At 35.6% G+C, this 14,371-nt stretch carries 12 protein-coding genes and 1 pseudogene; 12 read left to right on the plus strand and 1 reads right to left on the minus strand.

The genetic code is table 11. From position 1 onward, the window contains the following. Window positions 1–24: 24 nt before the first annotated feature. The gene (locus tag GQO80_RS14075) at window positions 25–1,887 is read right to left on the minus strand and encodes an ABC-F family ATP-binding cassette domain-containing protein (protein WP_157209008.1); all 1,863 of its coding nucleotides are present in this window, start codon (window positions 1,885–1,887) and stop codon (window positions 25–27) included. A 233-nt stretch (window positions 1,888–2,120) separates the two neighbouring features. Between GQO80_RS14075 and GQO80_RS14080 the strand changes: the two genes are divergently transcribed. The 12 genes and pseudogenes from GQO80_RS14080 to GQO80_RS14135 all read left to right on the plus strand — a co-directional run bounded on the left by GQO80_RS14080 (window position 2,121) and on the right by GQO80_RS14135 (window position 14,352). Next, window positions 2,121–2,921: a polysaccharide biosynthesis/export family protein gene (locus GQO80_RS14080; protein ID WP_157209009.1), complete on the plus strand. Its 801-nt coding sequence runs from the start codon at window positions 2,121–2,123 to the stop codon at window positions 2,919–2,921. A gap of 9 nt (window positions 2,922–2,930) precedes the next feature. Then, entirely contained in the window at window positions 2,931–5,393 is a 2,463-nt protein-coding gene (locus GQO80_RS14085; protein WP_157209010.1) for an exopolysaccharide transport family protein, read from the plus strand. A 239-nt stretch (window positions 5,394–5,632) separates the two neighbouring features. Continuing rightward, window positions 5,633–6,499, plus strand: coding sequence for an ABC transporter permease (locus GQO80_RS14090; protein WP_157209011.1), 867 nt, complete (start codon window positions 5,633–5,635; stop codon window positions 6,497–6,499). 82 nt (window positions 6,500–6,581) lie between these two features. Next, window positions 6,582–6,868 (plus strand): annotated as a pseudogene (locus GQO80_RS14095) (four helix bundle protein). Window positions 6,869–6,871: 3 nt separating this feature from the next. Next, complete coding sequence (locus GQO80_RS14100; RefSeq protein ID WP_157209012.1) at window positions 6,872–8,137, plus strand: ABC transporter ATP-binding protein; 1,266 nt, start codon at window positions 6,872–6,874, stop codon at window positions 8,135–8,137. Then, window positions 8,124–8,852, plus strand: coding sequence for a hypothetical protein (locus GQO80_RS14105; protein WP_157209013.1), 729 nt, complete (start codon window positions 8,124–8,126; stop codon window positions 8,850–8,852). Before GQO80_RS14100 ends, GQO80_RS14105 begins: the two co-directional genes overlap by 14 nt. 1 nt (window position 8,853) lies before the next feature. After that, window positions 8,854–9,621, plus strand: a complete 768-nt coding sequence (locus tag GQO80_RS14110) for a glycosyltransferase family 32 protein (protein ID WP_157209014.1) — start codon at window positions 8,854–8,856, stop codon at window positions 9,619–9,621. Next, a complete protein-coding gene (locus GQO80_RS14115) occupies window positions 9,622–10,509 on the plus strand; it encodes a glycosyltransferase family 2 protein (RefSeq protein WP_157209015.1) in 888 nt (295 codons plus the stop codon). Next, window positions 10,506–11,417, plus strand: a complete 912-nt coding sequence (locus GQO80_RS14120) for a glycosyltransferase family 2 protein (RefSeq protein ID WP_157209016.1) — start codon at window positions 10,506–10,508, stop codon at window positions 11,415–11,417. Before GQO80_RS14115 ends, GQO80_RS14120 begins: the two co-directional genes overlap by 4 nt. Further along, window positions 11,407–12,381, plus strand: coding sequence for a glycosyltransferase family 2 protein (locus tag GQO80_RS14125; RefSeq protein ID WP_157209017.1), 975 nt, complete (start codon window positions 11,407–11,409; stop codon window positions 12,379–12,381). The genes GQO80_RS14120 and GQO80_RS14125 overlap by 11 nt, the downstream gene beginning before the upstream one ends. A gap of 48 nt (window positions 12,382–12,429) precedes the next feature. Then, on the plus strand, window positions 12,430–13,410 hold the full coding sequence (locus tag GQO80_RS14130) for a glycosyltransferase family 2 protein (protein WP_232333197.1): 981 nt from the start codon (window positions 12,430–12,432) through the stop codon (window positions 13,408–13,410). Then, a complete protein-coding gene (locus GQO80_RS14135; protein ID WP_157209019.1) occupies window positions 13,411–14,352 on the plus strand; it encodes a glycosyltransferase family 2 protein in 942 nt (313 codons plus the stop codon). The last annotated feature ends 19 nt before the right edge of the window (window positions 14,353–14,371 follow it).

Consider the following 14,371-nt stretch of genomic DNA (forward strand, 5'->3'; position numbering starts at 1 on the left):
AGAGTCTATCTGCGCAACCCTTAACTAACCTTCCAATTTTGATGACAACTCAAACCAGCGCGTTTCTTTGGCTTCAATCTCATCAATAATTTTTTGCAAGGCTTCCGATAGCTTGTTTATGTTCTCTGGGGTTAAATCGGGGTTATGAAATTGGGCCTCCAATTCCTTTTTATCAAAAGCCAAGACATTTAGTTTACTTTCAATGTTTTTAAGTTCCTTTTCCTCATTAAAGGATAGTTTGTTGGCTTCGGTTTTTTTCCAAGCGTTCTTTTCTTTTTTATCTTCCGAAGTGTTGGAAACAGCGGGTTGACTATCATCGTACACCCTAAAATCGGTGTAATTTCCGGGAAAATCCTCAATGATGCCATCCCCGCGAAACACAAATAGGTGATCGACCACTTTATCCATAAAATAACGGTCGTGCGATACCACAATAACGCATCCGGGAAAGTCCAGAAGGAAATTTTCCAAAACATTTAAGGTTACAATATCCAAATCGTTGGTAGGTTCATCCAGAATTAAAAAATTAGGATTCTGAATTAAAACCGTACACAAATACAAGCGTTTACGTTCGCCACCACTTAGCTTTTCAACAAAATCGTATTGCTTCTTTCTGCTAAAAAGAAAGCGTTCCAACAGTTGCTGTGCACTTATTTGGCGTCCTTTTTTAAGCGGAATATAATCGCCAAACTCCCGAATTACGTCGATAACCTTTTGCTCGGGCTTGATGGTGATGCCGTTTTGGGTGTAATAACCAAATTTAACGGTTTCGCCAATCACCACTTTTCCTGCATCGGGCTTGGTAGTTTGCGTTAACAGGTTTAAAAAGGTGGTTTTGCCCGTGCCATTTTTTCCAATAATGCCGGTGCGCTCGCCGTTTTTAAACAGGTATTCAAAGCCCTGGAGTATAACCTTATCTTTAAACGCTTTTGATACCTTGTGAAATTCGACCACCTTACTGCCCAAACGTTCCATGTTGAGTTCCAGTTGCACTTCATGGTCGTTTCGTCGCTGACTGGCGCGGTGCTTGATGTCGTGAAAATCGTCGATACGCGATTTCGATTTGGTCGTTCTGGCTTTGGGTTGGCGGCGCATCCATTCCAATTCTTTCTTAAAAAGTTGTTTGGCTTTGCCTGTTTCCACTTCGGTTTGCTCGATGCGGGCTTCGCGTTTTTCAAGATAATAAGAATAATTACCTTTATAACTGTACAGTTGCCCTTCATCCAATTCTATTATCTCGTTGCACACACGTTCCAGAAAATAGCGGTCGTGCGTCACCATAAACAAGGTAATGTTTTCCTTGGCGAAAAAAGCTTCCAACCATTCAATCATTTCCAGGTCAAGGTGGTTGGTAGGCTCATCCAAAATGAGCAGGTCGGGTTTGTTTATAAGGGCATTTGCCAACGATAAGCGTTTTTTTTGTCCGCCCGAAAGTGCACTTACTTTTTCGCTCAAATTCTCCAATTTAAGTTTAAAAAGTATCTGTTTGTATTGGGTCTCAAAATCCCATGCCTGGTGCTGTTCCATCTGTTCGAAGGCTTTTTGGTAGGCATCGGCATCATCCGGATTTAGAAGCGCGTGCTCATAATCCTGAATGACTTTCAAAATAGGGTTATCACTCGCAAAAATGGTTTCTTCAACCGTTAAGGCCGGGTTTAACTTTGGGTCTTGCGAGAGGAACGACACCTTAATGTCCTTTCTGTAAATAACGCTGCCCGCATCGGCTTCATCTTCACCAGAAATAATGTTTAAAATAGAGGTTTTTCCCGTACCATTTTTGGCAACAAAGGCAATTTTTTGATCTTTATGGATGCTAAAGGAAATGTTTTCGAAAAGTGTTAGCTCGCCGTACGATTTCGATATATTTTCAACAGTTAAGTAATTCAAAAGTCTTTTTTTTGAGGGTCGAAGGCATTAAAAATACTAAGAACACGAATTTCATTAATTTTAAATGCGTCCAACTCATTTAATTCGTGCCAATTCGTTTTTTAACAAGGTTCTTGATTTTAATGCGCCCGACTTGATTTTTTTTGCAAAGAACGGATAAAAAACCAAAAATTCTATTATAAGTTTTATTGTTCATTTTGAAAAGTTATATTTGTGTCAAATCCGTGACCCCCATGATGAAACAAATGTTCCTGTTTATTTGTGTCGCTTTCAGCATGTTATGCACTTCTTGCATTAGCAACAAAGACATTGTTTATTTACAGGATAAAGGCACAGCCAAAACCGACTCACTGCAAATCAAGGAACTATCAAAACCATACAGGGTGCAAGTGAACGATATTTTGAGCATTAATGTTAAAGCCATGGATACTGAACTTACCGCTATTTTCAATCCGGTTGAAAATGTAGGCACGAACACCAACCAAGGAAGTGCGGCACTCTATTTTAATGGTTTTACCATCGATTTACATGGCAACATCAAGTTTCCTATTTTAGGTGAAATCAATGTTTTGGGATTTACCATTAAGGAAATTGAAGACAAAGTAAAAAAGGAATTATTAGCACAATATTTTAAGGAAACCGCCGAAATTTTTGTGACCGTTAAATTGGCTGGATTGCGCTATACGGTAACCGGCGAGGTAAGTGGCACGGGGGTTTACACCTTGTACCAAGACCGCGTAAACATTATTGAAGCCTTGGCAAATGCGGGCGACATTGCCCAAACCGGCGACCGTACCGATGTGTTGGTTGTTCGGCAATATCCCGACGGACAAAAAATACACCATATCGATTTAACCAATGTAGCCGCCATGCAATCGCCCTTTTACTACATACAGCCCAACGACATGATTTTGGTGAAGCCCTTAAAACGCAAAGCCTTGGGTGCCGGACAAACGGCTATCCAGAATATTACGACCATTGCTTCCATATTATCGGTATTGGTATCGACCTACTTTTTAACCCGAAACCTGTAAAATGACGTTATGATTGAAGAATTTGAAGTTTCAGAATCGGGCCCCAGTTTCGATATAAAAAAGTTTCTGTTTAGGGCGTTAAGCTACTGGAAGCTCTTTTTACTGTTGCTGGCCATAGGCATCTTCTATGTGTATCAAAAAAACATACGCGAAGAGTTTTCGTATCGTTTGGGCACAAAAATTTCTATTGAAGATGATAGCAACCCGCTGTTCACTTCCAACGCCAGTTTAACCTTCAATTGGGGCGGTGTAACCTCGAAAGTTCAAACCATGATCGTTACGCTTAAATCGCGTTCGCACCATGAAAAAGTGGTGGACCGGTTGGAATTTTACAAAAGCTATTTGGTGCAAGGTAGGTTTAGGATGCAGGATATTTACAAAGCGGCCCCTTTTAAATTCGACCACGATTACAACGCACCGCAACTTTTAAATATCCCCATAAAAATTACGTTTATAAATGCCGACACCTTCGAGCTGGAAACCGAATTTACCAATCCCGTTGTACAGGCACAAAACTACATTACCAAGGAAATCACCCCTGTTGATGTGTCTGTTGGCACCTATAAAAAACAATTCAAATTGGGTGCTGCCATTCAATTACCATTTTTAAAGGGCAGCATTAAATTAGCAGAAAAGAGGCAGCCCGTTTATGGCGATGCTTACTTCATTCAATTTAGCGATTTTGATAGCGTGGTGTCTAGCTATCAAGCCCGAACCTCGGTGGATAATGCCGCATCATCGCCTATTTTGGACATTGCCCTTATTGATAAAAACACCCAAAAAATTGTTGACTACCTCAACATGGTGGTTACGGTTTTAAGTGAAGACCAACTAGACCGAAAAAACCAATTTGCGACCAATACCATTAGTTTTATTGATGAACAAATTGCGCGTGTAAAAAATGAACTGTCCGATAATGCCGAAGCGCTGAACGATTACCGTAAGAAAAACAAAATTTACAGTTTGGATAACGACAGTAGCCTGCTGAACGACAAACTTACCAAACTTGATGAAGAAAAAGAAACCATCAATAGGCAACTAAGTTATTATTCAAACCTTAAAAATTATTTATTGACCAGTAGTTCGTTTACCGACATACCCGCACCTTCCATCGCCGGTATTGGTGATGGCAATATTTTGAACAATGTTTCAAAAATTAACGAACTATCGGTACAAAAATCGAAACTGCAATATTCCGTTCGTAGCGATGCTTCCATTTTTAACGATTTAAACCGCCAAATTGAAGGTTTAAAAAACGTGTTGCTCGAAAACATAAGTGCCGCCACCAATGGGCTAAAACGCGAATTGCAATCTATAAACAGTTCATTAAGTTCGGTTGAATCGCAATTTAGCAAGCTGCCCGAAGACCAGCAAAAACTAATCACCATAAACCGCCAATATACATTAAGCGAGCAAACCTATAATGTATTTTTGGCAAAACGTGGGGAAGCAGAAATTATTAAGGCCGCCAATATTTCGGATATATTAATTATTGACCCCGCAAAAAATACGGGTGCTACCGTGTTGGGCAGAAATTTGAATATTCGCTACGTGTTCGCCTTATTTTTTGCTTTACTTATCCCTGTTTTACTGGCCTTTATCTTAACATTTTTAGACCATAATATCCATAGCCCCATGGATGTGGAACAACTATCGACCATTCCCATTTTGGGCGTTGTGGGTAAAAACAAACTGGATAATAACCTAGTGGTTCACAGAAAACCAAAATCGGCCGTTGCCGAGGCGTTTCGGGCCATCCGTTCCAATTTGCAATATTTCTATAAATCAAAAGATTTGGATGGTGCTAAAACTTTATTAGTAACCTCATCGGTAAGTGGCGAGGGCAAAACGTTTTGCTCCATTAACGTTGCAACGGTTTTTGCTTTAAGTGGCAAAAAAACCATTTTGGTAGGATTGGATTTAAGAAAACCCAAGATTTTTGGCGACTTTAACATTAAAAATGATATTGGTGTGGTGAACTATCTCATTGGGCAAGAACCACTGGAAATCGTCATCCAGAAAACAGAAATTGCACATTTGGATGTGATTACTTCGGGCCCCATTCCTCCCAATCCTTCCGAATTATTGATCAATGAAAAGTTAAATGAACTCATTTCAACCTTAAAATTGCAATATGACTATATTATTTTAGACACGCCACCCGTGGGATTGGTTGCAGATGCCCTGGAATTATTGGACTATGTAGATGCTTCCTTATATGTGGTTAGACAGGATTACACCAAAAAAGGCATGCTTAATTTTATTAATGAAAAATACAAGACCAAGCAAATAAAAAACATCAGTTTAATATATAACGGTTACGACCAAAAAGCGAAATATGGCTATGGGTACGGTTATGGATACGGCTATGGTTATGGCTACGGAAATTATGCCAACGGCTACCATGATGAAGGAAGGCCAACAGGGTGGCTATCGCAGATTAAAACTTTTTTTAGGAAATCCAATTCTTAAAAATGGCTTTTTTAAAAAACGAACCCTAAGCGACTTAAATCCAACATGGCTTAAAAATGTGTTATTGCTACTGTTAAAAATTTTAACAAAACACGCTTTAACTACGCCTTTGATACGCCTTTGATACGCTTTATCTACAAAGTACCTTCGGTGTAGTGTTTGCCTTAACTAGAGTGGATGGCTGTAAAAATTGAAGAATAAAAAATATCAAACAAACAACTAATTTAAAAAACAAAAACTTGAACAACCCCACGCACGATACCCATTGGCTTTATACCATTTCACCAAAAAGAAGTGCTATAAACCTTAATTTCAAGGAGATTTGGCAATATCGCGATTTGTTAACGCTTTTTGTAAAACGCGATGTCATAACCGCCTATAAACAAACCGTTTTAGGCCCCCTTTGGTATTTAATACAGCCTTTGTTCACCTCCATCACCTTTACCATTATATTCAATAATTTGGCGGGAATTGATACCGGAACCGTGCCACCGTTTTTATTCAATTTGGCGGGCATCACCATTTGGAATTATTTTACATCCTGTTTAACGGGCACCTCCAATACCTTTGGCGCCAATGCAAGTATTTTTGGGAAGGTGTACTTTCCGCGTATTATCACACCCCTCTCGTTGGTCATTTCCAATTTATTGAAATTTGGTATCCAATTACTCATTTTCATCGTGTTTTATCTGTATTTTTATTTTCAAGGAGCCGCTATTTCATTAAATGGGTTTATCCTATTGTTTCCGGTGGTGGTGGTTTTGATGGGTACGCTTGGTTTGGGTTTTGGCATGATCATCTCTTCGATGGTTACAAAATACAGGGACTTAAATTACTTGGTCGGGTTTGGCGTTCAACTGTTAATGTACATTTCCGCAGTAGTATATCCCATGGCCTTGGTAGAACAAAAAATGCCCGATTTTGTATGGTTAGTAAAATACAACCCCTTAGCCTATATTATTGAAACCACGCGTTATATGGTGCTGAACATAGGCGCATTGCCCTATTGGGGGCTTGTGTACACCTTTATAATAACCGTAGCCGTTTTTTTTATGGGGTTGCTATTGTTCAACAAAACAGAAAAAAGTTTTATTGATACGGTTTGATGGTGAAGGGAGAATGGTAAAAAAAATTATGGGTCATAAAGGATTTAGAGGTTTGGAAGAAAAGTATGGATTAGTGAACCAAATGCGCAGAGCATCAGTTTCTAAACCATCTAATATAGCAGAAGGAGCCACTGGAAAAACGATAAAAATTTTATACAGTATTTAATGATTGGTTTAGGTTCTTTATCCGAGTTGAAAACTCAATATTTGATATCACAGCAATTGAAACTCTCAGCCAATAATGAAAATACAGAACAAAACTTGAAAGAAATTAAGAGATTAGGATTTAGGAATTATTTAATAAAAGCAAGTGAAAAAGTGAGAAGCGAGAAGTTCACCATTCACTTTACACCATTCACCATTCGCTAAAAAATGAATGATATTATATTAAAAGCCGAAAACATATCAAAACAATACCGTTTGGGAGTCGTTGGAACCGGTACGATTAGCCATGACCTAAACCGGTGGTGGCACCGTATTCGGGGGAAGGAAGACCCTTATTTAAAAATAGGCGATACCAACGATAGGACTACCAAAGGCGAAAGCAGTTACGTTTGGGCTTTAAAGGCTATTAATTTTGAAGTGAAACGTGGCGAGGTTTTGGGTATTATTGGCAAAAACGGCGCAGGAAAATCGACCCTCCTTAAAATTTTATCGCGGGTTACCACACCCACAACGGGCGAAATTAAATTTGGCGGTCGGGTGGCTTCCTTACTGGAAGTGGGCACGGGTTTTAATGGCGAAATGACGGGGCGCGAAAACATTTATTTAAACGGGGCCATTTTAGGCATGACCAAAAAGGAAATAACCTCTAAACTCGATGAAATTATCGACTTTTCGGGTTGCGAACGCTATATTGACACCCCTGTAAAACGCTATTCGTCGGGGATGACGGTACGCTTGGCTTTTGCCGTGGCCGCCTTTTTAGAACCTGAAATTTTAATTATTGATGAAGTACTGGCCGTTGGCGATGCCGAATTCCAGAAAAAAGCGATTGGCAAGATGCAGGATATTTCTAGGGGCGAAGGACGAACGGTGTTGTTTGTGAGCCATAATATGGCGGCGGTAAAAAGTTTGTGTACGCGGGCAATATTACTTGAAAATGGATTGATAACCAAGGAAGGTGACGTTGAAGAAATAATTACACATTATTTAAACCTAGAGTCTGAAAGATTGGTTTATCATGAAACCGACCTATACAAACTTAAAGAAGTTGCGATTCTTAACTCTGAAAAAAAGAGAGTGAGCAACATTTCAAATGGTGAGGATTTTTATATAGACATTGCCCTATCGATTAAACAAAACAAACCAGATATTGGCTTTTGTGTTGCCATTTACAATGAATTACATGAACTCATAACGGCAATAAACAGTTATCACATCAATAGTGCAATAGGAAATTTAGCCGTAGGAAATTACAATTTTACCATCAAAATCAACAAGTACATCCTAAACACAGGCATCTATACCTTGAATTTTCACACAAACAATTCCCACGGTAAATTGTATAATCTATTTGAAGGGGTTACCAAACTAAACATCTACGATGACGGCATCAGAAGGGGCGATAATTATAAAGGAGAATGGCCCGGAAAAATTAGCTTAGTACCTAATATTGTAATCCATGAAATTATTTAAAAAAGAAAAACATACAAACCTGTCTTTACTCGAAAGACTTGGAAACAGAGTCTATTTTGGCCCATTTACAGGATTAAAAATACCGCAAAGTGTATCGAGCATATTAACCACCAGTGAGATATTGGGGTTATATGAATCTTGCTTACATCCAAAATTTGAAAGCTTACTCAATAAAGAAATTAAAAACATAATGTTAATTGGCGGGAATAATGGCTATTATGCTGCTGGAATTAGTTGTTTTCTAAATCCAGATTCCTTTGCTATTTATGAAACAGAAGCGTACTTTCATCCATTTATAAAATCTTGGTTTCAAGAAAATAAGCTTCAAAATTATGCCATATACGGAAAAGCTTCAGAAGAAGAATTTTCAAAAATCGATTCCAAAATCGATTTGGTGTTTATGGATTGTGAAGGTTTTGAAATAGAATTATTAAACCCATTAATTTTTCCATGGCAAGAACAAACGGAAATTTTGGCTGAAATCCATCCATTTTATATCGATAATTTAATAGCCACTTTATCAAATAGATTTAGAAAAACACATAGGATTGAGTTAATTTACGACGATTTTGATGAGGATGCTAAAATTGATAAAATTTTAAAAGGTATGGACTTGAATATCCCATATCACAAACACCCTTCCCATCGCTGGATAATGGAGAACGGAAATAAAATTAACACTAGTGGTATTTTTATGTATTTAACACCATATTAAAATGATACCAAAAACTATTCATTATTGTTGGTTTGGTAAAAACAAAAAATCTAACTTAATTGAAAAGTGCATTCAATCATGGAAATTCCATTTACCGGATTATAAAATTATTGAATGGAATGAAGATAATTTTGATATTAGAAGAAACGCTTTTATTAGTGAAGCTTATGAAAAAAGAAAATGGGCTTTTGTTTCTGATTATGTTAGAGTATATGTATTGTACCACTATGGAGGAATTTATTTAGATACTGACGTTGAAATAAGGTGTAATTTAGATAGGTTTTTAACTCATGGCGCCTTTTCAGGATTTGAAGATTATGGGTACCCTTTTACGGCATTATGGGGCTCAAGCAAAGAACACAATTGGCCAAAAAATATACTCGAATACTATGAAAACTTAAATGGTTTTGATGAAAGAACCAACACCAGAATCGTTTCAGAGTTTTTAATAAACCATTATAAGGTTGATCCTTTTAGAAATGAAACCCAAAAACTGGAAGATGACATTTGCATATACCCTTCCCATTTTTTTTGTTTGAATATTGAACAAAACTATGCGGTTCATCATTTTGAAGGATCTTGGCACACAGAAAACATTCAAGATTATAATGCTCATATTCTTAAAGATTATTACAAAAAAAAGTTTTTGGATTATTATAAAAAAGAAAATATCGTTGAAGAGCTGCACAGGGACAAGTGGTTTACCGTTAAAGATTTAGCCAAATTTATTTTAAAAAGAATAAAAAGAAAATATTTTAAACAATACTAAATGCTGGTTTCCATTATAGTTCCGTGTTACAACCAAGCTCAGTACTTAACTGAAGCACTAGAATCGGTATGGAAACAAAGTTATGAAAATTGGGAATGCATTATAGTGAATGATGGTTCGAACGACCATACAGAACAGGTAGCAAAACTTTGGCAAAACAAAAGCGACCGGTTCAAATATGTTTATAAAGAAAATGGCGGCCTAAGCAGTGCAAGAAATTCGGGGCTTCGCATAGCAACAGGAGATTACATACAATTTTTAGATGCCGATGATAGTCTTAGCCAAGGAAAACTGCAAGGCTCCATTGATATATTTAAAAAATACCTTTCAAAAAACATCCAGATAGTGATAACAAATTTCAGGATGTTTCTTGAAAATCCTCTTCAATCAACAGATCCTTATTGCCATTTATCACCAGATTTATTTAATCTCAAAAGCGTTTTATTAAAATGGGAAACGCTTTTTAGCATTCCAATACACTGTGGCTTATTCGACGCTACATTGTTTAAAGGTTTTAAGTTTCCCGAAGAACTAAAGGCAAAAGAAGATTGGATCATGTGGCTTTATCTTTTCCAAAAAACAGAGCTTGTTTATTTTTTAAACCAACCTATGGCCTATTATAGATTAAACCCAAATGGCATGACCAGCAACGCAAACCACATGCAAGAAAACCATATAAAGGCCATGGTTTATATTAAAGACATTATTCCGAATAGCGATTACATTGAGTTTTTGATACAAGAATTAAAACTAAAACATCACGAAAACACAAAATTAAAAACCAGCATACATAACTATCAAAATTCCAAGACTTATAAATGGACAAAAAAAATAAAAGAAACCGCTTTTATTAAATTCCTTTTTAAGGTATTAAAAAAAACAAAATGATTGCTATTGTAATTCCTTTTTACAAATTCACTTTTTTTCAAGAAACCCTTGAGTCATTGGCCAATCAAACCAATAAAAATTTCAATGTTTATATTGGGGATGATGCCAGTAAAGAAAATTGTTCCGACCTGTTAGAGCAATATAAGGACAGGTTTAATTTTGTATATAAAAGATTTGAACATAACCTAGGTAATACTTCTTTGGTAAAACAATGGGAGCGTTGTATTGACTTGACAACGAACGAAGATTGGCTTATGGTTTTGGGTGATGATGATGTACTAAGCACCAACTATATAGCCGAATTCTATAAACATCTTCCTGAAATTAACAAAAATAACTGCAACGTTGTTCGATTTGCATCGGTTACAATTGATAATAGAAGCAACCAAACTTCCCCATTATTTACACATCCAAAAATAGAAAAGGCAACAGATTTTTTTCACAGACGCTTTACCAATAAAACGCGCAGTTCTTTATCGGAATATATGTTCAAAAAACATGCTTATAATAAATATGGGTTCTACAATTATAATCTGGCATGGTTTACTGACGATAGGGCGTGGTTGGAATTTTCAGAATTTAAAAACATCTATTCAATTAATAGTGCCTTTTTAAGTTTTAGGTTGAGTGAAGAAAATATTTCTAGGGCAAACTTTAAAACCCACGAAAAGGAAATTTTGAGGTTGGCGTTTTTTAAATTTATTACTCTTGAGCATTTAAGTAAATTTACGCGAGCCCAACAACGTTTTTTATTGTTATATTATGAACAAATAATTTACAAACACAAAAAAGTAAGTTTCAATTTTTGGCTGTTTGTATTTACCTCGTTTTTAAAGCAATGTTATTTTGTTCAAAGTATTAAGTTTACACGCCGTGTTTTTATCCATTTAAGAAAAAATGACCATTAAGCCTTTAATCTCAATTATAATACCGGTCTTTAATAGGGAAAACTTATTGCCCGATACCTTAAACAGCATTGTTTTGCAGGACTTTACAAATTGGGAATGTATTCTTGTTGATGATGGAAGCATGGATGAATCGTTTAAAATAATGATTGACTATCAATTAAACGATTCCAGATTTAAGGCATACAAAAGACCCGAAATGCTTAAAAAAGGCGCAAATTCGTGTCGAAATTTTGGGTTTTTGCAAACAACAGGCCCTTACATTAAATGGTTTGATAGCGATGATATTATGTTGCCCAACCATTTAGACATTGCTTATAAAACTCTCGTTAAAGACCAATTGGATTTTGTAGTTACCAATACACTTAATTTCAATCATGAAAGTGGCGAATTTATAGGAAGCCCTTATAACTTCGATAGAGAAACCTCAACAATTACGGTAGAAAATTTTGCTTTAAATAAAATAGGTTGGATTACCGATGATTTTTTAGGCAAACGCAGCATCGTTGAAAATATCACATTTAACGAACATCTTATTGATGGCGACGAATATAATTTTTTCGTAAAAATGTTGTCGCAGCCATTTCGGGGCGCTTTCGTAGATAAGATACTAACGCATAGGCGCATACATTCCGGCTCTATTTCTACCATCAACAAAATTAATAATTTTGCCTACGATGCCATAATAGCCAACATTAAATACCAAACAGCCAAAGATTTGGTTAGCTATAAAAACCATGTATTAATTCGCTGGTTTCTATCAGGATATATGCAATATTCTTTTAGTTTGGCTCAAAATAACAGACAAGTACCCTATAAATACAGTGCTTTTAAATTAATTTCAAAATATTATACTTTCACGAAAGGAATGGCTTTTTTAGTAGCTTTGATAACATCAAAATATATGGGAAAAGGATATAACATAATGAAATATGCCAGAACGTATAAAAATGATATTATTCTATAACAATCTATCTGCTTTTGAATGAGGCGTTTTAATTACTTAATATCAATCGTGCTACCTGTACACAATGGCGAAACGTTTTTAGAGGTTGCCATTCGTAGTATCTTAAACCAAACCTATTCAAATTTTGAGCTTATCATTGTCGATGACTTTTCAAAAGACAACTCAGTTTCCATTGCCAATAAATTTGCTGAAAAAGACAACAGAATAAAAGTTATTTTAAATAACGAAAACAAAAAACTACCCGCATCTTTAAATATTGGTCACCGCTATGCAAAAGGCGATTTCATCACTTGGACCTCAGACGACAATATTCTAAAACCAAACTTTTTAGACTGTTTAATCGATTCATTACTTAAAAACCAAGCAGATATTGTATATTCCAACTATGATATTATCAATGAAAATGGTAATTTAAAACGAATACATCGTACAGGACCAACCGAGCATATTTTATTTGGCAATAAAATTGGCGCTTCATTTTTATACAAAAAAGAAGTATATCAAGAATTACAAGGCTATGATGAAACGCTTTTTTTATTGGAAGATTATGATTTTTGGTTGAGAGCAAGTACAAAATTTAATTTTTATCACTTAGATGCCAATTTATACCAATACAGACTACATACAGGCAGTTTAACTTCGGGTATTCAATGTAATGATGAAAAAAAAAAAACACACGAAAAACGTGTTTTAGAACTGTTTAAAAATATCACAAAGGAGTTTTCATGGAATACAGCAACTCATAACCTACTAACAGAAAATTTTTTGGAAAAAAAAATAGATCTTTCTAATTATTTAGAATGGAAGGAAGAAATAAAAAAAGATCTTTTAAAATTCAATGCCGAAAAATTTGATGAAACAGAAATACTTTTCGGATTTCAACTGGTGCTAAGAAATCAATTAATAACAAATAATCGTAATTTTAAGTCATTAATGCTGGTATTGAAAAAAGAAAGACAATTGTTGTTCCATTCGTCTTTCAGCAAAAAAACAACCCTAAATTATATTTTAAAAAGCATAATTCGTTAAATGCAACAACTACAGCCCATCGTTAGTATCATCATGGCAACCTACAACAGGGCTCACTTTATTTTTGAAACCCTGCAATCCATTCAGGCTCAAAGCTATAAAAATTGGGAGTGTTTAATTATTGACGACGGAAGCACCGATAACACATTGACCGTTATTACAGCTTTTTTAAAAAAGGATTCCCGTTTTCAATATTACAAACGACCTACCAATTATAAAAAAGGCTTGCCTGGTTGCAGAAATTATGGTTTAGATTTGGCGTCGGGCGATTACATTATTTTTTTTGATGACGATGACATTGTGCATCCTCTCTGCTTGGAAAATTGTTTATTGGCATTTAATACTTATAATGAGGCAACTTTTTGCAACTATATGAAACAGCCTTTTTCAGGAAAATTTGATTATAATTTAATTGCAACCAATAAAGAATATAGCATAGAAATAACTAACGATGATTTGTTGGAAAACGTTCTTACCCAATCAATCCCCTTTGCGTCTTGTACCGTTTTATGGAAAAGAATCTGTTTTAAGGAACATGTTTTTAATGAAGATTTGATGTATGCCGAAGAATGGGAATGTTATCAACGCATTTTAAGTTCTAAGCCCAAAGGCATAATTATCGATAACGTTTTGTATTATAACCGGAAACACCCCAATTCCAATACAGGCGAATTCTGGAAAGGCGATGCAGTTCGGGTGGCTTCCCAAAAAAAAGCCATTTTCTTGGTAATCGAAAATTTGCATAAAAAAGATTTGTTAACACCCTATTTATTCAAATACTTAGTAAATTACGCTATTTCGTTTAGGGATTTTAAATTATTGAAAAATATACTAAACATCACTAAACCAACACTGAAATTAAAATTATTTTACATATTAAAATATCAACTGTTTCCACTATGGGTTCTTTACAATAATATTTTTAAATATAAGCACCTATAGTTATTAAATACTATTGAAT

Origin of the sequence: Mariniflexile maritimum (genome assembly GCF_009746565.1) — a bacterium.
Classification (GTDB): domain Bacteria; phylum Bacteroidota; class Bacteroidia; order Flavobacteriales; family Flavobacteriaceae; genus Mariniflexile; species Mariniflexile maritimum.

What these genes read in the sequence shown, in the direction of transcription:
- GQO80_RS14080 (WP_157209009.1), top strand. Translation starts at nt 2,121, where the DNA reads ATGATGAAACAAATGTTCCTGTTTATTTGTGTCGCTTTCAGCATGTTA.
- GQO80_RS14085 (WP_157209010.1), top strand. Translation starts at nt 2,931, where the DNA reads ATGATTGAAGAATTTGAAGTTTCAGAATCGGGCCCCAGTTTCGATATA.
- GQO80_RS14100 (WP_157209012.1), top strand. Translation starts at nt 6,872, where the DNA reads ATGAATGATATTATATTAAAAGCCGAAAACATATCAAAACAATACCGT.
- GQO80_RS14105 (WP_157209013.1), top strand. Translation starts at nt 8,124, where the DNA reads ATGAAATTATTTAAAAAAGAAAAACATACAAACCTGTCTTTACTCGAA.
- GQO80_RS14110 (WP_157209014.1), top strand. Translation starts at nt 8,854, where the DNA reads ATGATACCAAAAACTATTCATTATTGTTGGTTTGGTAAAAACAAAAAA.
- GQO80_RS14115 (WP_157209015.1), top strand. Translation starts at nt 9,622, where the DNA reads ATGCTGGTTTCCATTATAGTTCCGTGTTACAACCAAGCTCAGTACTTA.
- GQO80_RS14120 (WP_157209016.1), top strand. Translation starts at nt 10,506, where the DNA reads ATGATTGCTATTGTAATTCCTTTTTACAAATTCACTTTTTTTCAAGAA.
- GQO80_RS14125 (WP_157209017.1), top strand. Translation starts at nt 11,407, where the DNA reads ATGACCATTAAGCCTTTAATCTCAATTATAATACCGGTCTTTAATAGG.
- GQO80_RS14135 (WP_157209019.1), top strand. Translation starts at nt 13,411, where the DNA reads ATGCAACAACTACAGCCCATCGTTAGTATCATCATGGCAACCTACAAC.